The organism is Virgibacillus halodenitrificans JCM 12304, assembly GCF_001310895.1.
In the GTDB taxonomy this organism is placed as follows: domain Bacteria; phylum Bacillota; class Bacilli; order Bacillales; family Amphibacillaceae; genus Virgibacillus_Q; species Virgibacillus_Q halodenitrificans.
Window position 1 is genome coordinate 36,734 of record NZ_BAZS01000006.1, and the last position, 18,777, is coordinate 55,510.

At 35.0% G+C, this 18,777-nt stretch carries 19 protein-coding genes and 1 pseudogene; 18 read left to right on the forward strand and 2 right to left on the reverse strand.

Features of this window, described 5'->3' with window-relative positions; translation table 11 throughout:
• Positions 1 to 107: 107 nt before the first annotated feature.
• From JCM12304_RS05140 to JCM12304_RS05150, 3 genes are read left to right on the forward strand one after another with little or no spacing between them, the layout of a single operon-like run.
• Positions 108 to 824 (forward strand): response regulator transcription factor, encoded by a 717-nt coding sequence (locus JCM12304_RS05140; protein WP_060678848.1) that lies wholly within the window; start codon positions 108 to 110, stop codon positions 822 to 824.
• The gene (locus tag JCM12304_RS05145; RefSeq protein WP_060678850.1) at positions 824 to 2,596 is read left to right on the forward strand and encodes an ATP-binding protein; all 1,773 of its coding nucleotides are present in this window, start codon (positions 824 to 826) and stop codon (positions 2,594 to 2,596) included. Before JCM12304_RS05140 ends, JCM12304_RS05145 begins: the two co-directional genes overlap by 1 nt.
• 50 nt (positions 2,597 to 2,646) lie before the next feature.
• A complete protein-coding gene (locus JCM12304_RS05150) occupies positions 2,647 to 3,024 on the forward strand; it encodes a DUF4430 domain-containing protein (protein WP_060678853.1) in 378 nt (125 codons plus the stop codon).
• 59 nt (positions 3,025 to 3,083) lie between these two features.
• Here the strand turns inward: JCM12304_RS05150 and JCM12304_RS05155 are convergent, their stop codons facing one another.
• Entirely contained in the window at positions 3,084 to 3,332 is a 249-nt protein-coding gene (locus JCM12304_RS05155; protein ID WP_060678854.1) for a ferredoxin, read from the reverse strand.
• 235 nt (positions 3,333 to 3,567) lie between these two features.
• On the opposite strand from JCM12304_RS05155, the gene JCM12304_RS05160 reads away from it, so the two are divergent.
• The 8 genes and pseudogenes from JCM12304_RS05160 to JCM12304_RS05195 all read left to right on the forward strand — a co-directional run bounded on the left by JCM12304_RS05160 (position 3,568) and on the right by JCM12304_RS05195 (position 11,141).
• Complete coding sequence (locus JCM12304_RS05160; protein WP_060678856.1) at positions 3,568 to 4,656, forward strand: YpbB family protein; 1,089 nt, start codon at positions 3,568 to 3,570, stop codon at positions 4,654 to 4,656.
• Complete coding sequence (locus tag JCM12304_RS05165; RefSeq protein WP_060678858.1) at positions 4,646 to 6,196, forward strand: RecQ family ATP-dependent DNA helicase; 1,551 nt, start codon at positions 4,646 to 4,648, stop codon at positions 6,194 to 6,196. The genes JCM12304_RS05160 and JCM12304_RS05165 overlap by 11 nt, the downstream gene beginning before the upstream one ends.
• The gene (locus tag JCM12304_RS05170) at positions 6,183 to 6,755 is read left to right on the forward strand and encodes a CPBP family intramembrane glutamic endopeptidase (protein WP_060678860.1); all 573 of its coding nucleotides are present in this window, start codon (positions 6,183 to 6,185) and stop codon (positions 6,753 to 6,755) included. Before JCM12304_RS05165 ends, JCM12304_RS05170 begins: the two co-directional genes overlap by 14 nt.
• 3 nt (positions 6,756 to 6,758) lie before the next feature.
• The gene (locus JCM12304_RS05175; RefSeq protein ID WP_060678861.1) at positions 6,759 to 7,025 is read left to right on the forward strand and encodes a hypothetical protein; all 267 of its coding nucleotides are present in this window, start codon (positions 6,759 to 6,761) and stop codon (positions 7,023 to 7,025) included.
• Between the two features lie 45 nt (positions 7,026 to 7,070).
• Complete coding sequence (locus JCM12304_RS05180; protein WP_060678863.1) at positions 7,071 to 7,838, forward strand: metallophosphoesterase; 768 nt, start codon at positions 7,071 to 7,073, stop codon at positions 7,836 to 7,838.
• Positions 7,839 to 7,977: 139 nt separating this feature from the next.
• A complete protein-coding gene (locus tag JCM12304_RS05185; RefSeq protein ID WP_060678865.1) occupies positions 7,978 to 8,571 on the forward strand; it encodes a genetic competence negative regulator in 594 nt (197 codons plus the stop codon).
• Between the two features lie 217 nt (positions 8,572 to 8,788).
• Positions 8,789 to 10,066, forward strand: coding sequence for a Glu/Leu/Phe/Val family dehydrogenase (locus JCM12304_RS05190; protein ID WP_019378350.1), 1,278 nt, complete (start codon positions 8,789 to 8,791; stop codon positions 10,064 to 10,066).
• Positions 10,067 to 10,162: 96 nt separating this feature from the next.
• Positions 10,163 to 11,141 (forward strand): annotated as a pseudogene (locus tag JCM12304_RS05195) (YpdA family putative bacillithiol disulfide reductase).
• A gap of 59 nt (positions 11,142 to 11,200) precedes the next feature.
• Here the strand turns inward: JCM12304_RS05195 and JCM12304_RS05200 are convergent.
• Positions 11,201 to 12,172 (reverse strand): asparaginase, encoded by a 972-nt coding sequence (locus JCM12304_RS05200; RefSeq protein ID WP_026041461.1) that lies wholly within the window; start codon positions 12,170 to 12,172, stop codon positions 11,201 to 11,203.
• Between the two features lie 87 nt (positions 12,173 to 12,259).
• On the opposite strand from JCM12304_RS05200, the gene prsW reads away from it, so the two are divergent.
• The 7 genes from prsW (at position 12,260) to rpsA (ending at position 18,733) form a co-directional block, all read left to right on the forward strand.
• The gene (gene prsW, locus JCM12304_RS05205; protein WP_060678867.1) at positions 12,260 to 12,937 is read left to right on the forward strand and encodes a glutamic-type intramembrane protease PrsW; all 678 of its coding nucleotides are present in this window, start codon (positions 12,260 to 12,262) and stop codon (positions 12,935 to 12,937) included.
• Positions 12,938 to 13,091: 154 nt separating this feature from the next.
• On the forward strand, positions 13,092 to 13,910 hold the full coding sequence (sleB, locus tag JCM12304_RS05210; protein WP_060678869.1) for a spore cortex-lytic enzyme: 819 nt from the start codon (positions 13,092 to 13,094) through the stop codon (positions 13,908 to 13,910).
• A 14-nt stretch (positions 13,911 to 13,924) separates the two neighbouring features.
• On the forward strand, positions 13,925 to 15,268 hold the full coding sequence (gene ypeB / locus JCM12304_RS05215; protein ID WP_060678870.1) for a germination protein YpeB: 1,344 nt from the start codon (positions 13,925 to 13,927) through the stop codon (positions 15,266 to 15,268).
• Positions 15,269 to 15,352: 84 nt separating this feature from the next.
• Entirely contained in the window at positions 15,353 to 16,012 is a 660-nt protein-coding gene (locus JCM12304_RS05220; RefSeq protein ID WP_060678872.1) for a flagellar brake protein, read from the forward strand.
• 133 nt (positions 16,013 to 16,145) lie between these two features.
• Positions 16,146 to 16,820: a (d)CMP kinase gene (gene cmk / locus JCM12304_RS05225; RefSeq protein ID WP_060678874.1), complete on the forward strand. Its 675-nt coding sequence runs from the start codon at positions 16,146 to 16,148 to the stop codon at positions 16,818 to 16,820.
• Between the two features lie 51 nt (positions 16,821 to 16,871).
• On the forward strand, positions 16,872 to 17,456 hold the full coding sequence (locus JCM12304_RS05230; protein WP_060678876.1) for a lysophospholipid acyltransferase family protein: 585 nt from the start codon (positions 16,872 to 16,874) through the stop codon (positions 17,454 to 17,456).
• A 140-nt stretch (positions 17,457 to 17,596) separates the two neighbouring features.
• Positions 17,597 to 18,733, forward strand: coding sequence for a 30S ribosomal protein S1 (rpsA, locus tag JCM12304_RS05235; protein WP_019378359.1), 1,137 nt, complete (start codon positions 17,597 to 17,599; stop codon positions 18,731 to 18,733).
• Positions 18,734 to 18,777: the final 44 nt, after the last annotated feature.

Genomic DNA, 18,777 nt, shown 5'->3' on the forward strand with positions numbered 1-18,777 from the left:
AGAGATAATATTATTAGCCTACTATTACTATGTTAGATAAGGCGAGTCATTATTAGTTAATTGTTTAATATTTTTTATTTTTCCGTAATTGCAAAGGGGGAACACTGATGGAAACATCACCGAAAATCTTAGTTGTAGACGATGAAGAAAGAATAAGAAGACTGATTCGAATGTATTTGGAACGTGAAGATTTCACAGTAGAAGAGGCAGATAATGGTACAGACGCTTTAGAACTTTCGTTAAATAATGATTATGATGTTATCTTACTTGATATTATGATGCCGGAAATGGATGGGATAGAAGTCTGTAAAGAGCTAAGAAAAGAAAAATCAACACCGGTAATTATGCTCACTGCTAAAGGAGAAGAGGCCAACCGAGTACAGGGTTTTGAAATTGGTGCGGATGACTACATTGTCAAGCCCTTTAGCCCTCGCGAAGTTGTTTTACGGATTAAGGCTATACTTAAAAGAGTAACCACAGGTGCTTTTAATCAGACTGAATCAACTTCTACCAATATCCTCGTTTTCCCACATATCACAATTGACCATGATGCACATCGGGTTACAGCAGATGGCGCGGAAGTTAGCTTAACGCCAAAAGAATACGAATTATTATGCTTTCTAGCAAAGTCACCAGACAAGGTTTTCAATCGTGAACATTTATTGAAAGAAGTTTGGCAGTATGAATTTTTTGGTGATTTACGTACAGTAGATACCCATGTGAAACGTCTTAGAGAAAAGCTTAATAATGTTTCCAAGGATGCTGCAAAAATGATTGTGACTGTATGGGGTGTAGGTTATAAATTCGAAGTTGATGATGTTTAATGTTCTGGCGTAGTGTAGTAGGGAAGCTGGCAATTACAATCTTGCTACTTGTTTCATTTGTACTTTTTATTTTAACAATCTTGTTGCTCCAGTTTTTCGAAAACTTCCACATCCAAGAGGCTGAAAAAGCAATGATACAAACAGCTACAAAGGTTTCAGTCCTTGTGGAACAGCATCAAAATGCATCGTTAATTGAGGAAACTACTGAACGAGTGAAAAACCCCGCCAGTAGAATTGCAATTTTCTTTGGAGATGGAGAAAGCTGGGTTTCTGATAGTAAAAATAAAGAGTTAATGGAACTAAACAGACAACTAATCAATCATGAACCTGATTTAAGAAATGTACTGACTGAAAAGAGAGAAATTAGGAAACAAATTACACTGCCAAATGAAGAAACCGAAGTAATGATTGTTGGAATGCCTATTCCTGGAAATGGTGCGATATTTGTCTACCAATCCTTGGATGTTATAGAACAAACTAAAGCAGAAACTACTAAAATAATTTTTTTAGCTGCTGGAATTGCTATTGTACTTACAACAATATTTGCTTTTTTCCTATCAACAAGAATAACTTCGCCTTTAATTAAAATGCGTGAAGCTGCTTTTGATCTAACTCGTGGAGAATTTAATACGAAAGTGCCGATATTAACTCATGATGAAATAGGGGAATTGGCTTTGGCATTTAATCGTATGGGAAGACAGTTAAAGTTTCATATAAACGCATTAAGACAAGAAAAGGAACAGCTTTCAAGCATCGTTAGCTCAATGGCTGATGGTGTAATTACAATGAATCGGAATGGCGATATGATTGTAACGAATGGACCTGCAAAGCAGTTTATTGAAGATTGGTATTTTGAAAATAACATAACTGTCAACAATGAAGAAAGAAAAATTCCTGATGAGTTAAAAGAGTTGTTAAGGGAAGTCATTGAAGGGAAACCAGAAGTCTTACATGAATTCAGTCTACAAGGAAGAAACTGGGTAATGCTTATGACACCTTTATATGACCAATCCTACGTGCGCGGAGCGGTTGCTGTGGTTCGGGATATGACAGACGAGCGACGCTTGGATAAGCTCAGGAAGGATTTCATAGCAAATGTGTCACATGAGCTAAGAACACCTATCTCTATGCTTCAAGGCTATAGTGAGGCAATTGTAGATGATATTGCAGATTCTAAAGAGGAAAAAAATGAATTGGCACAAATTATTCATGATGAATCACTCCGGCTTGGAAGATTAGTAAATGAATTATTAGATCTTGCTAGAATGGAAGCAGGAAATATTCAATTAAATATCGAAGAAGTTGAGATAGGTCCATATGTAGATCGTATAATGAAGAAATTCAGTGGACTGGCAAACGATAATAATGTATCTCTAACTCTTTCCAAAAAACTTGAAGTTCCTACAGCTTATTTTGATCCTGACCGAATTGATCAGGTTTTTACAAATTTAATTGATAACGCTATCCGTCATACGGCAGAAAATGGCTATGTAAATGTTGAAGTTTTTTCTGATAGTGAAGCCCTTCAAGTTAAGGTAGTTGACAATGGCAGTGGAATTTCTGAGGAAGATCTGCCGTTTGTTTTTGAAAGGTTTTATAAGGCAGACAAATCTAGGACAAGAGTTCATAAACAAAAAGGTACAGGCCTGGGTTTATCTATAGCAAAGAATATTATTGATACTCATAATGGGTTGATTACGGTAAAAAGTAAGCTGGATCAAGGAACTACTTTTATGTTTAAGCTACACCATCTTGATCAAAATCTAAGCTGATTTTTTTCGTTATCAAGTAACCTACTTGTGAAATTGTGGAGGGTTTGGAGATGATTAAAAAACCACTTCAGCTGGGAATAATATTAATTATAATTTGTTTGCTGGCTGGATGCGGAGATGAAATGAGTAAGAAAGAAAATACTGTATTAATTACAATTTCAAAGGACAATGGGAGTGAATATCTACATGAAAAAGAAATATCAGTAGTAAAAGGGAATAATCTACTTGATGTAATGATGAATAATTTTTATGTAGAAACAAATTCCCACAATGATGAAATTACCTCGATTGAACGATTGTCAATAGAAGAGAATAAGGGAAAGCAGTGGTACTATACTGTTAACGGAGAGGCAACTACTGAAAACCCAAAGAATTACGAGCTAAAGCCTGGGGATAAAATTGTATTTGATTTTCATTCTTCTAAGTAAATATAGGTAAGTGTTATTTATTTAAATACCAGTTTACAATAAAACTGGTATTTAAATATTTACTTAACACATTTAAGATTATTTTTAAATGGAGCTTCTGACACTTTTACGGAGTCAGTCGGACAGCCTTGCCAAGCATCTATTAGATCCTCTTCCAAATGTTCCGGAACGATCACTGTGCCCGAATTACTATCAAGTAAGGAAAATGCTATTCCTTCATCATCATAATCAAATATATCAGGAGCGTTAATGCCACAGGCACCGCAGGCTATACATGTTTCTTGATCAACAGCTGTGAATTTAGACATTTTAGAACCTCCTTCGTCTAAAGGGAGCTTTTTAAAAAAAGTATAAAGGTTTTGATTTTCTTTCTGGCTATGTCTAACTTCCGACAGACAGACCTTAATAGTAAAGTCACAAGTGTTTGATTTTATCTTGTACCTTTTATTTTAAGGCATTTTCGTTTTTGTTCAAAACCTTTACTATAGTTTAAATCTGATCGTGCCGTAATTCAATAATTTTATAAGTAAAGGAAGAAATAGATTGATATTAGAAGCACTGCTACTCACAAGTATAAAGAGACTAAATGGGGAACGTTCCAGCTCAGCTATCTTTCATATTCTTAAAGGAAAGCGCTCGATACAAACCATACAGGATATTCATATGTATCGACTTACAGAATTTTATTATAGCGCTAAAGATATTAGAAAAGCTGATTTTAATAAAGAAATGCAGAAATTACTTAGACAAAATTTAATAAAAAAAACAGATGTAGAACCAAAAATAGCGACCTATTTGTTGACAGAATTAGGAAATGAATGGTTGGGCAAAAATATTGGTAGCTCCTCCATTCATTACTTTAATGGTCTAACATATGCTAACACTTCACTAAAGTTTTACTCGCGATTAGTACTCCTCATTCAAACATTTACGAATACATCATTGAATAATTACTCTTTTCTACCGATCGTCAATGATCCAGAGACAGAAAGGTGGGTGAAGAAAATTTATAGCAGCTCTGTTTATCAACCCAGAGAAATACTCAACCAATTGTATGAGGAACTTAAAAAATTATTTCTTTATTTTACCGATGAAGAAGCTCATCTATTTATTGACCGTTTAACTGGTTTTGACCAATATGGATTAAGCTTAGATCAGCTGGCAAATAAATATGGTAAGTCATATTTGGAAGTACAATTATTAATTACAGCAATGACACAAAATATGTTGCAGGTTGTAATTACAAATAAAAAGCGATTCCCTTTTCTCACCTTTATTGCAGCTGACCTCCAAACCGAAAATACTCTATTAACGAATTCAGCTTTAATCACAAACCGACTTTTACAAAAGGGACATGATATTCCTGCAATTGCCCAGATTAGAAAATTAAAATATAATACAATATATGATCATATTGTAGAAATCGCCATCCATGATCGAACATTCCCAATTGAAAAGTATGTTAATAAAGAAACTCAACAATCCATAATGCAAGCGATCCAACAAACAAAATCGTATATGTTAAAAGATATTAAAGAGAATATTAATCACGAAGTAAGCTACTTTGAGATCAGGTTAGTATTGTCATTAATTAAGAACACAACCCATTCAGGTGATAAACGTGATAAATAAACGTATATTAAGAGAAAATTTACAAAAACATTTTGGCTATTCTGCTTTTCGTACAGGTCAGGAAGAAATAATCCTGGATGTAATGAAAGGGAAAGATGTATTAGGCATTTTACCTACCGGTTCAGGTAAGTCCATATGCTATCAGTTACCTGCAAAGCTTCTGGAAGGAGTAACCATTGTTGTATCCCCATTGATCTCACTGATGGTTGATCAAGTGCGGCAATTGAAGGCCTCGCATTTCAAGAAAGTAGCTGCAATTAATAGCTTTATTTCCAGATCAGAGAGAAACCACATCTACAAAAATATACACTACTATAAATTAGTATATGTTTCTCCAGAAATTTTACAGCAGGATAGATTGCAGAGGTTACTAAAAGAACTTCACGTCAGTTTGTTTGTAATTGATGAAGCACATTGTATCTCTCAATGGGGGCATGAATTTCGTCCAGATTATCTTAGACTTGCATCTACTATAGAATTATTAAATAATCCACCAATACTAGCGTTGACAGCAACAGCGACGTTGCAGGTACAATCAGATATTGTGAAAACGCTTGGAAGAAAAGAATTCGCACGCCATGTACACCCCATGGACAAAGACAATATCACTTTTAGTGTGCAGCAAGTAGTAGACGAAAATGAAAAATTACAGGTAATAACGCCCTTACTTAATAAATACAGGGTACCTACCATTATTTACTTTTCTAGCAGAGAAGCTACAGAAAAGGTTTCCGAACAGTTAAAAAGCAATACAGAAGCTCGAATTGCTTTTTATCATGGTGGTATGGATCAATATGACCGTGTTACAATCCAACAACAGTTTATGAATGATCAGTTGGATGTAATATGTTGCACAAGTGCATTCGGGATGGGAATTAACAAAAGTAATATTCGGCTAATTATACATTTTCATATGCCTCCGAATTTGGAAAGCTTTATTCAAGAAGTGGGAAGGGGAGGAAGGGATGGAGACACATGTGTTAGTTTACTTTTGTCTTCTCCTGGTGATATTTATATTCCCCAATCTATGATTCAAGGAGAACTCCCTACTAATAATCAGATCGAATATACTTTTCATCAACTTGAAAAATTAGTTATAGCGAATCAATCCCTGCCAACTGATAACATTGAAATAGAGAATTACTTTCAATTAAGTGAAATTCAGTGGAGGTTCTTACTCTTTCAATTTGAAAAGAGAGGGATAATTAAAAGAAGAGCAATTTATTTCGAGCCGGTGAAATGGAAAACTGCACAGGAAGAAATAATAAAACTAAGGAATCAGAGGTCTGGCTTAAAAGAAAAAAATCTTACCGAAATTCTAAGATGGACAGAGGAGAAAAGTTGCCTGAGAAAGAGGCTGTATAGTGCATTTCAAAACACTGTTAAATCACCCCTTTTTCAATGCTGTAGTAATTGTGACTTCCAATGGTCTCAATGGAATCCCCCACAAACTAATATAGAAAAAAAAGGGATGGATGATACTTGGAAGACAAAATTAAGAAAATTACTTTTGATAGAGGCACCCGATGAAACAATCTGAATTAATTAAACGACTAACTGATAAAGAATTAAGACAACAAGTAGTATTAACCCAGACTGTATTTTTTGTGGGAAGTTTACTTTTGAGTTTCTTCTTGTTTGATCCACCCTCGAGGTGGTTCGACTTATTCGAGATAGACCCTGGAGAAATAGTTTGGTTTGGTATAGGAACAGCTTTAATTATTGTGCTGATAGACTTGCTTATAATGTTAATTTTTCCACCAGAATATTATGATGATGGTGGGGTAAATAAGCGCTTATTTAATAACATAACTTTTTCATCTTTATTGTTAATTACGATGTTTGTTGCTATTGCGGAAGAGATGCTATTTAGAGGAGTAATACAGAGTTCTTTCGGGTATATAGTTGCAAGTATAACATTTGCTTTGGTACACCTTCGTTATTTGAAGAAACCAGTCTTATTGATCTCTGTTTTGTTTGTCAGTTTTTTGATAGGGTACATATTTGAGCTGACTGGAAATTTAGTTGTAACCATCACAGCTCATTTTATAACAGACTTTGTACTTGCGTTACTCATCCGCTTAAAAAAAGAGGTGTAAACAATGGATTCTAATCAATCTAAAGATCAAGCAGCCGAACTAAGAAAATTAGTTACAGATGATGAAAAAAGCATAGATATAGCAGAAGAAGGAAACATTGAGGATGATGAAACTACTAAAATAGATTTATTAAATTTGCCACCCAGAAAACAAGTACATACGACAAAAAAATCAACCAAGGTTAAAGTCAGTAGTGCATTCATCCGATTTATCATTGTATTTCTTGCTCTGACTTTTCTTGTCCTCATAGCATATTACCTGTGGTATTGATCTAAAATATATAACATTCTGGTGATATGGATAGGAGGAAAAGTATTGTTATTCATAGCTACACTGTTTGGTATTGGTGCTATACTTTTTTGCTATATGTTATTTTTGGCACATCATGATCATGTACGATATCAGACAATCAGAGATGAAAGGTTACCCGCTAAATTTAATGGCTTTAAGATTTTCTTTATTTCTGATATACATAGAAGGTCGATTAGGACAACAACACTGAAAACCATATTGAGCCAAATTGATATTATCGTTATTGGAGGAGATTTAACGGAGAAAGGAGTTCCGCTTGATAGGATTAGAAATAACATTAAGAAATTACAAAACATGCACGCACCCATTTATTTTGTTTGGGGGAACAATGACTATGAAGCCTCTCCTGAAAAAATAAAACGTATGCTTGAACAGGAAGATGTCAATATACTGTTGAATGCTAGTAAAGATTTAAAAAGAGGAGATCATATTATTAGCTTAGTAGGACTTGATTGTTATAGGTATGGAAGCGTCAATCTTGAAGCAGCTATGAACGAATCCAAGGGTAGATATAAACTACTTATCACACATGATCCAAGCACTTACATGGAGTTAAATAACAACGAAAAAGATATGTTTCATATTGTATTAGCTGGACATACACACGGTGGGCAAATACGGATTTTTGGCAAAGGGCCATATGAAAGAGGTAAGCTTAGAAAGATCAGAGATACGAATGTGTTAATTAGTGAGGGATACGGTTATACTACCTTTCCTTTGCGTCTGGGAACAAACGCAGAGTGCCATATTCTTCAATTGAAGAGAAATTAATGCTAATCTAAAGAAGTTGCCGTGTTCAACAATCTTAAAATTTGCATATAGTATATAAAGGATTAAATTAACGCTGTATTTTACAGCACATTTAAAGAAATAAGGATTCTGTATTTTGCAATACAAAGGAGGATACTGTATGCGCATTGAAAGAATGTCTGACGATCAGTTTACGATTTTCTTAACGTTTGATGATTTGATCGAACGTGGTTTTACGAAAGAAGATTTGTGGCATGATGCATCAAGTGTCCGGACGCTTTTTAGTGATATGATGTATGAGGCAAGTTCAGAGCTTGGCTTTGAATTGGAAGGAATGCTACTTGTACAAGTACAATTAATGCAAGCTCAAGGGATGCATGTTATTGTGACACAGAAAGAAGAGATGGAGTACGATGAGGATTTTATTGAAATGAAGGTCACTCTTGATGAAAGCAATGAATTGATTTTCTCATTTAACGATTTTGAGAATATTATCCAAGTTTGTTCCTATTTATCTCCATTAGGAGTTAATGGTGGAGAGATATATTATATGAGCGATTCATATTATGTGTTGTTAAATGAGGAAGATCTAAACGGTCAACATAAAGAAGATATCATTGCTATTATGTCAGAATATGCTTTTCCTAGTATTATTACGTCCATACGCTTAAAAGAATATGGAAAGATAATATTCTCTTCCCAAGCTATTCAACAGGTAGTACAGTATTTTTTAATGAGCAAGGATGATAAGTAATAGGATATGTGAATTGTTTATCTCCACATAATAAAAATTGATGATTTTTAACTAACTATTCCGCAGTACCAGGAATAGAAACACTACTTATAGAATCAAAAATAAAATAATTGTATAAAATCATTTTATTTTATTGCATAATTATGATGAAAGTGTATACTAATCTCTGAGTACAGCTATTTATAAAATATTTATAGATATTCTAGGAGGTAAATTAATGGTAGCCGATAAAGCAGCAGATTCTACCAAGGGAAGTAATAAAATGGATGTATTAAGTTCAACACGAACTGTTGTTAAAACAGCATTGGAAAAACTGGGTTACCCAGACGAGGTTTTTGAATTACTAAAAGAACCAATCCGTATGATGACTGTCAGAATTCCAGTACGCATGGATGACGGGTCAATTAAAATATTTACTGGGTATCGTGCACAGCATAATGATGCGGTTGGACCAACAAAGGGAGGCGTGAGATTCCATCCGGATGTAACTGAGAAAGAAGTTAAAGCGCTCTCAATCTGGATGAGTCTGAAAGCTGGTATTGTTGACTTGCCTTATGGCGGTGGTAAAGGCGGGATTATTTGTGACCCCCGCGAAATGTCATTCCGTGAACTTGAAGGCTTAAGTAGAGGTTATGTTCGTGCTATTAGTCAAATTGTTGGGCCAACTAAAGATATTCCGGCACCGGATGTCTTTACAAACTCACAAATTATGGCATGGATGATGGATGAATACAGTCGCATTGATGAATTTAATAGTCCAGGTTTTATTACAGGTAAACCGATTGTACTCGGTGGCTCCCATGGAAGAGAATCTGCAACTGCAAAAGGTGTTACAATTTGCATTAATGAAGCTGCTAAGAAAAAGGGCATTGATGTAAAAGGCGCTAGAGTTGTAGTGCAAGGATTTGGTAATGCTGGTAGCTTCTTATCTAAGTTTTTACATGATGCAGGGGCAAAAGTTGTAGGCATATCCGACGCTTATGGGGCCTTGCATGATCCTGAAGGACTGGATATTGATTATCTACTTGACAGAAGAGATAGTTTTGGAACTGTTACAAAACTTTTTAATAACACAATTTCAAATAAAGAATTGTTAGAGTTAGATTGTGATATATTAGTTCCAGCTGCAGTTGAAAACCAAATTACAGAAGAGAATGCTCATAATATTAAAGCCAGTATTGTAGTAGAAGCGGCAAATGGTCCAACAACCATTGAAGGAACAAAGATTTTAACTGATAGAGGTATTTTACTTGTTCCAGATGTGCTTGCCTCAGCTGGTGGTGTAACAGTCTCTTATTTTGAGTGGGTTCAAAATAATCAAGGCTATTATTGGTCTGAAGAAGAGATTGAGGAAAAGCTTCATGAAATTATGATTAAAGGATTTAATTCCATTTATAATGTAGCTGAAACAAGACGTGTAGATATGCGCTTGGCAGCATACATGGTTGGAGTTAGAAAAATGGCAGAAGCATCCAGATTCCGCGGTTGGGTATAAAACAAATCATATGACGAAAAAACTCTTATCATGTATAGTTGGATAAGAGTTTTTTCATTAGTTAAGTTATCGTTTAATTAAAGGAAGTGCATAGAATTGAATAGAGAAAAGGTAATAATTATTGGCGGTGGGCCATGTGGGATGTCTTGTGCTATAGAATTACAACGAAAAGGTATAAGCTCGCTCATCATTGAAAAAGAAAATATAGTAAATACAATTTATAATTTCCCAACACATCAAACCTTCTTTAGTTCCAGTGAAAAGTTGGAAATTGGAGGGATTCCTTTTATTACGGAAAAACAAAAACCTGTCCGCAATCAAGCTTTAGCCTACTATAGAACAGTAGCCGAACGTGAAAACCTTCGAATCCAACCATTTGAAAAAGTGGTATCAATAAATAAAAAGAATAAGTTGTTCGAAGTTAATACAGAATACAAAGCTGGTGGAGAAAATAAATATCTCGCTGACCACGTAATTATAGCTTCTGGTTATTATGATCAACAATTATATGGGAATACCTGGTGAAGATAAGGCAAAAGTAATGCATTATTTTAAAGAGGCTCATCCTTACTTTGATGCGAATGTCTTAGTAATAGGCGGAAAGAATTCCGCCGTAGATGCAACTCTTGAACTTCACAAAGCAGGCGCGCGCGTCACTGTTTTATACCGTGGAAGCGAATATTCAAAAAGTATAAAGCCATGGATTCTTCCGGAATTTGATTCTTTGGTGAGAAATAAAAAAATAAGCATGTATTTTAATGCATGCGTGACGGAGATTACAGAAGAAAAGGTCCACTATTCAGTAGATGACAAAGATTACTCAATTGAAAATGATTATGTGTTTGCAATGACTGGGTATCATCCTGATCTTTCTTTTTTAAGACAGTCTGGTGTTGAAATCAACAAAGATAATGGTCGCCCTAACTATAATGAAAATACTTATGAAACAAATATTCCCGGTATCTATATTGCTGGGGTAGTTGCTTCAGGTTATAATAATAATGAGATTTTCATTGAAAATGGTCGTTTTCACGGAGAGGCTATCGCAAACCATATTTCTTTGAACTATAGATAAATATAGCAATAAAAAACTTGTAGAAAATCTAATGACTTTCTACAAGTTTTTTTAAAAAATTAAAATTCACGTTCAAACATCTTCTGAAGTGATTCGAGATTATATTCATTTTGCAGAGCAATAAGTAATTTTATTCTTGCTTTAGGACCTGTTAGTCCATTGGCGAAAATAACTCCCATTTCTTTCAATTGTTTTCCACCAGCTTCATATCCATAGGTTGCCTGCACTATCCCCTGATAACATCTGGAAACAAGAATAACTGGAATTTGATTTTGAATTAGATCGCGTAATGGAGTTATCGTTTCTTTTGGTAAATTTCCTTGGCCTAATGCTTCGATTACCAAGCCATCTGGTTTTGCTTGTATGATCGCTTCCAACAAGGATAGGTCCATACCTGCATAAGCTTTTAATAAAAAGACCTTTTTATCTATTTTATCTATAGGATAAGAGTAATGCGCAATTGGTGTGTGATGAAATATAATTGCATCTTTAGTTATAATTCCTAAAGGACCATATTGGGGGCTTTGAAATGTTGCAACATTACTTGTTGAAGTCTTTGTTACATTCTTTGCCGTGTGTATTTCATCGTTCATCACAACAAGGACGCCCTTATTTCTAGCATGCTCTTCAACAGTCACCCTTATTGAACTAATTAAATTATATAAAGCATCTGATCCTATTTCATTACTAGATCGCATGGCACCCGTTAATATGACTGGCTTGGAGGACTGGATTACCAAGTCAAGGAAGTAAGCTGTTTCTTCCAATGTATCAGTGCCATGAGTTACCACAATTCCATCATAATCAGATAACTTCTTCTTTATTTCTTCAGATAGCTTTAACATATGCTCAGGTGTAATATGGGGAGATGGTAACGAAAATATTACCATCTCTTCTGTTTGTGCATATTTGCTAAAATGATAGGAAAGGTCAGTTAAGGGATGTGTATTTGTTTCCGCAACTTCTCCTGTTTCTTTGTTCTCTAACATAGAGATTGTTCCACCAGTATGTATTATTAGTATTTTTTTCATATACTCACCTACTTTGAAATTTGTTATTCCCAATAAGTTAACTTAATGATAGGATGATGTTATCGGGATTGAAAAGAGGTTTTGGTTATGTTTGCTGTTCTCTCTGCCGGAGTGGCTCCTGCTTTGGCATTAATGTCCTTTTTTTACTTAAAAGATCGCTTCGCTGAGCCGATGGGTTTAATAATCAGAACCTTCATCCTTGGCGCATTACTTGTATTTCCAATCATGTTTATCCAACACATACTTAGCTCGGAGGGTATTAGTAATGATGCATTTCTTCAGTCTTTCTTCGCTATTGCATTAATAGAAGAATTTTTTAAATGGTTTATCATCATGTATACCATTTATCATCATTCGGAATTCGACGCTCACTATGATGGAATTGTATACGCAGTTGCCGTTAGTTTAGGATTTGCGACAGTTGAAAATATCTTGTTTTTGCTTACTAACGGGATAGGATATGCAGTTAGCAGGGCTTTGTTTCCTGTCTCATCCCATGCTTTATTTGGAGTGATAATGGGTTATTATTTTGGTAAAGCTAAGGTTCACACTACCAATAAAAAAAGAAATATCTTATTTGCATTTTTAATTCCATTTCTTTTACACGGAATATATAATTATATATTAAAAACAATAGCAAGTGACTGGCTGTTACTACTTATCCCTTTTATGATTGCATTGTGGATAATTGGAATGCGTCGTGTTAAGTCTGCAAATGCCTCTATACCTCATACTATCTTGCATACTAAGAAACAACAAGTGTAAAATCCTTTGTATTTAAAATACAAAGGATTTTTTGTTTTACTTTATTAATCTTCAAATGCTGTTTTGTCCATGATTTAATTCTTGATGAATAAAAAGAAAGATTTACTCAAAAAATAGCTCATATAATACAAGGTTTCATCAGGAGGAAAAAAACATGGCATATAAAAAACTTTCCCCAATATTTTTGTTAATAGTCTTGGTGTTTATAGGTGTTGTAACGATACTACCTGTAAAAACAACAGATGCCTTCAGTTCCCAGGTAATTCAGCAGGGAGCAGTTGGGGATGATGTGATTGAATTGCAAGCAAGATTACAATATTTAGGTTTTTATAACGGAAAGATTGATGGTGTTTTTGGATGGGGTACGTACTGGGCACTTAGAAATTTTCAATATGAATTTGGTATGGAAATAGACGGGCTAGCTGGGCAAACAACCAAGCAAAAATTAGCAAAAGCAAGTGAATACGATGAGAAATATGTAAAAAGCCAATTAAATCAAGGTAAAAAATTTACTCATTACGGTGGTGTTGATAAAGATAAACAATCTGCCCCTCAAAAAGACAAAGATGGTAAACCGGCAAACACAGCTAATACAGCTGTTAATGTGCCCCAAGGGTACTCTCAAAACGATATTCAATTAATGGCGAATGCTGTTTATGGAGAAGCAAGGGGTGAACCGTATGTAGGGCAGGTCGCTGTAGCTGCAGTAATATTGAACCGAATAGAAAGCCCTACTTTTCCTAATACTGCCTCAGGTGTAATTTTTGAACCTCGAGCCTTTACAGCAGTTGCTGATGGACAAATATGGCTGACCCCAAATGACACTGCAAGACAGGCAGTTTTGGATGCTATAAATGGGTGGGACCCGACGGGCAGTGCCCAATATTATTTCAATCCGGATACAGCTACTTCTGCATGGATATGGTCTCGGCCACAAATTAAGCAAATTGGGAAACATATATTCTGTAAATAGAAAGGTGTGATTTGATGATTCGCTGGATAATTATTACTGTACTCACATTGGGGATAGCTGGAACTGCTTTTTGGGGATATCAGGAGCATCAGGAAAAAAACGCCATACTAATTCAAGCGGAGAACACATATCAACGTTCTTTTCATGAACTATCCTATCATATGGATCTTTTGAATGATAAAATAGGAACGGCACTGGCAATGAATTCTAATAAGAGCTTATCCCCACAACTAGTTGAAATTTGGCGGCTATCCTCAGAAGCTCTATCGAACGTAGGTCAGCTACCACTTGGGTTATTACCATTTAACAAAACAGAGGAATTTTTAGCTGATATAGGTGATTTCACCTACAAGACAGCTGTTAGGAATCTTGAAAAAGATCCGTTATCTGAAAAGGAAACCAAAGCATTACAAAATTTATATAAGCAATCGGGTGACATACGTGATGAACTTCGACAAGTACAACATGTAGCACTGGATAATAACCTTCGTTGGATGGATGTGCAACTGGCATTAGTAAATGCAGATGAACAGGCAGATAACACAATAATTGATGGTTTTAAGACAGTAGAAAAAACGGTGAAAGGTTACTCAGAAAGTAATGTAGATTCTTCGATAATTGGTACTTCATCTAAAGAACATCAATATCAAAATTTGCAGGGAGATAAGCTTAATGAACAAAAAGCATTATTGAAGAGTAAGGATTATTTTAATGTAAATAATACAGAAGATATGAAAATAACAAAAAGCGGAAAAGGTGCTGATATACCTTTCTACAGTATCTCTTACGAAAAGGGAAATACTAATGCTTATATGGATATGTCAGTACAAGGTGGACATCCATTAACCCTCTTGGTAGAAAGACCAATAGATGATAAAAAAATAAGCCTAAATGAAGGATTGAATAAGGCTGAAAAGTACTTGGAAAACGCTGGTTTTGATGATATGCAGCTCTACCAAAGTAGTGAATATAATAATATTGGGTTTTACTCCTTCTTGTATACCGATAATGGAGTGCGTGTATTCTCTGATGCTATAGAAGTAAAAATAGGATTGGATAATGGAGACATCTTAGGATTAACGGCAAGAAATTATTTTATGAATCATCAAGAAAGAAATATTCCTAAGCCGTCTATTACTAAATCCGAGGCAAAAGAAATGGTGAATCCGAATGTGAAAATTCAAGAAGATTTCCTTTCAATTATCGATAACGATCTGGGAGAAGAGGTATTAACGTATGAATTTTTAGGTGTGATGGGACAGGAGACCTACCGTATTTTTATTAATGCAATGGATGGGAAGGAAGAGAAGATAGAAAAATTAGATGGGACAGAAATAAACTACGCAGGAAGCTTTTAGGGAAGGACAAATGTCTTTCCCTTTTTAGACTTTTCTGTAATAATTAAATTGTAAGCGATTAGCCGTAAGAAATGGGGGTTAATTATGATTATCGGAACATTACTAAATATAGAACATACCCGACCTGGTGAAAGGCAGCCTACTGAATATTATAGTAAAGTAATAGAAGATAACGAAGAGTTTATATATATTGATTATCCGGTAAATAAAAAGACAAATAAGACTGCTTTTTTGCCAATCGGTGCAATTTTCTCTATTACATATATGACTAAAGATGAAACAATTTATCACTTTAAATCTGAGCTTATTGATAGAGTGAAAATGAATGTACCTGCTTTGGCAATTAGAAAACCGGACAAAAGTCACGAAAAAATACAACGCAGGCAATTTGTGCGAATTGAAACAGCAATAGATGTTGCTATTCATCCATTAGACAACTCTTTTATACCATTTACTACTGTGACGCGGGACATAAGTGGTGGGGGTATTTCAATTATTCTGCCGGATCATATTACATGGGGTGAGGATAAAGAGGTAGATGTGTGGTTGGCTTTTGGTGAGCATACAGGAAAAATGCGATATCTTAACATGAAAGCAAAAACAGTATTTGTAAAAAAAGAGAAAAGCACAGTAAAGATAGGCTCGTTTCAGTTTACCACTATTACAAAACATGATCAGCAGCATATTATTCGTTATTGTTTTGAAAAGCAAAGAGAACGCAGAAAGAAAGAAATATCCGTTTAATCTTCTCTTCATTCAAATAGACCATTTTTCTGTTGCTATGTTATTATTTATATTGGACTAAGTTGGGAGAGGTTTGACTATTTTAAATTACTTCCAAAAGACACTATGGTTAATGAGGAAATGAGGTAGAATCATGTTAAAAAAATCGTTAGCAATTGCCATTGACGGACCAGCGGCAGCAGGGAAAAGTACAGTGGCAAAAATAGTAGCAGAAAAACTTTCTTGTATTTATGTTGACACAGGAGCGATGTATCGAGCGTTAACATTAAATGCAATTGAAAATAATACGGATATCAATGATGAAAAAAGTCTGTTAAATCTGTTACTTCATACGGAGATTGAATTGTTGCAAAGTGAACAAGGCCAACTAGTTTATTTAAATGGTCAGGATGTCACGGATGCTATTCGTAGTCAAAAGGTCACGAATTCTGTATCCTATGTCGCCAAACATCCTGCAATTAGACATGAAATGGTAAATAGACAAAGACAGTTAGCTGAAAAGCGAAGTGTAGTTATGGACGGTAGAGATATTGGTACGCATGTTTTGCCCGAAGCAGAGATTAAAATATTTTTAATTGCAACGGTGGAAGAAAGAGCAAAACGTCGTTACGAAGAAAATGTTTTAAAAGGCCATACTCCTTCCATGGAAGAATTAAAAAAAGAAATTGAAAAAAGAGATGAAATTGATTCAAAACGGGAAGCGGCACCACTTATAAAAGCCGATGATGCAATAGAAATAGATACAACATCATTGTCTATTAAAGACGTTGCCAATAAAATAATGGAAGAGGTTTCCAAAAAGCAATAACGGAAACTAATAGCATATAACTTGTTATAATGGGTTACGAGGAGTTTTTATATGAATTTATACAAATTTGCAAGAACGATAGTTGCTATAATTCTTTTCCCACTTTATAGAATTAAAGTTATTGGAAAAGAAAATGTACCAAAGCAAGGGCCTGTAATAATATGTTCCAATCACATATCTAATTTAGATCCGCCTGTGGTAGGGATTACTTCTCCAAGGGATATTTACTTTATGGCTAAAGGAGAATTGTTTGAAAAACCCATTTTAGGGAAATTATTATTAGGGATACATGCATTTCCGGTGAAAAGGGGTCTAAGTGACCGAAATGCGCTTAGGAAGGGTTTAAAAATTCTCGATAATCAAGAAACTTTAGGCTTATTTCCCGAAGGTACAAGAAGTAAATCAGGAGAGTTGGGTAAGCCTCTAGCTGGAGCAGGCTTTTTTGCATTAAGATCGCAAGCAGTAATTATTCCATGTGCAATTATCGGCCCATATAAACCTTTTAAAAGACTAAAAGTAGTGTATGGCTCCCCTGTAGACATGGAGCATTATAGGCAATCAAAGGCATCTGCAAAGGAAGCTGCTGATGGAATAATGGAAGAAATCAGCAAACTGATAGAAACTCACCAAAAATGATTTGCTTTACTTGACAATTAATTATAATTATTAGAAATTATAAAAAAGGCGATAACAACAGTTACCTGGATTTATAGGATGAATTTTCAGGTTGTTATTGTAGTTATGCAGTTTTAATTGTAATTAGGAGGGCTAAGAATATGAGTGAACAAAAGAATGAATTAACAGAAGTAAGAGAAGGAGAAACATTGACGGGAACTGTTATAAAAGTGGAGGACAAGCAGGTGCTTGTTGACATAGGTTATAAAACCGAAGGAATTGTTCCAATTAGTGAACTTTCAAACCTACATGTGGAAACTGCAGGGGATGTTGTTCAAGAAGGTGATCAACTTACACTTATGGTGAAAAAGGTAAACGAAGAAGATGATGAAGTTGTTTTATCAAAGAAAGCAGTTGAAGCTGATAAAGCTTGGGAAGAGCTTGAACGCAAATATGACAATAAGGAAAAATTTGAAACAGAGGTAAAAGAAGTTGTTAAAGGCGGCTTAGTTGTTGATGTAGGAGTTCGTGGCTTCATTCCAGCTTCTTTAGTTGAAACCTATTTCGTAGAAGATTTTTCTGATTACCTAAATAAAACACTGGAAGTTAAAGTTGCAGATCTGGATAGAGAACAAAATCGTGTGATTCTTTCTCATCGGGCTATTGCTGAAGAAGAGAAAGAAGAGAAGAAAAATGAAATCTTAAATAATTTAGAAGAAGGTCAAGTTTTGGAAGGTACTGTGCAACGCATTACAAGCTTTGGTGTATTTGTTGATCTTGGTGGAGTTGATGGTCTTGTACACATTTCCCAATTAGCTCATGAGCACGTGGATAATGCATCTGATGTTGTCTCAGAAGGAGATAAAATAAGTGTAGAAGTGTTGTCGGTTGATCGTGATAATGAACGTATTTCTTTATCCCATAAAAATACAATTCCTGGGCCATGGTCTGACATCGAAGATCGTATCCAGCGTGGGGATGTAGTAGATGGAGTTGTACGCCGTCTTGTAAACTTTGGTGCGTTTGTTGAAATACAACCTGGAGTTGAGGGGCTTGTACACATTTCCCAAATTGCCAATCGTCATATTGGTACACCTCAAGAAGTATTAGAGTCAGGGCAACAAGTTAAAGTGAAAGTTCTTGATGTTAATGCAAAAGAAGAACGTATTTCTTTAAGTATTAAAGAATTAGAACAGGAGCAAGAAACAAAAGAATATAAACAATATGAAAAAGATGAAGACCAATCAGGTTTCCAACTTGGTGACTTCATCGGTGATAAATTAAATAAGTATAAATAAACCATTTGACTCAAGTTCTTGAGTTGTGTGGTCAAAAGACTGTC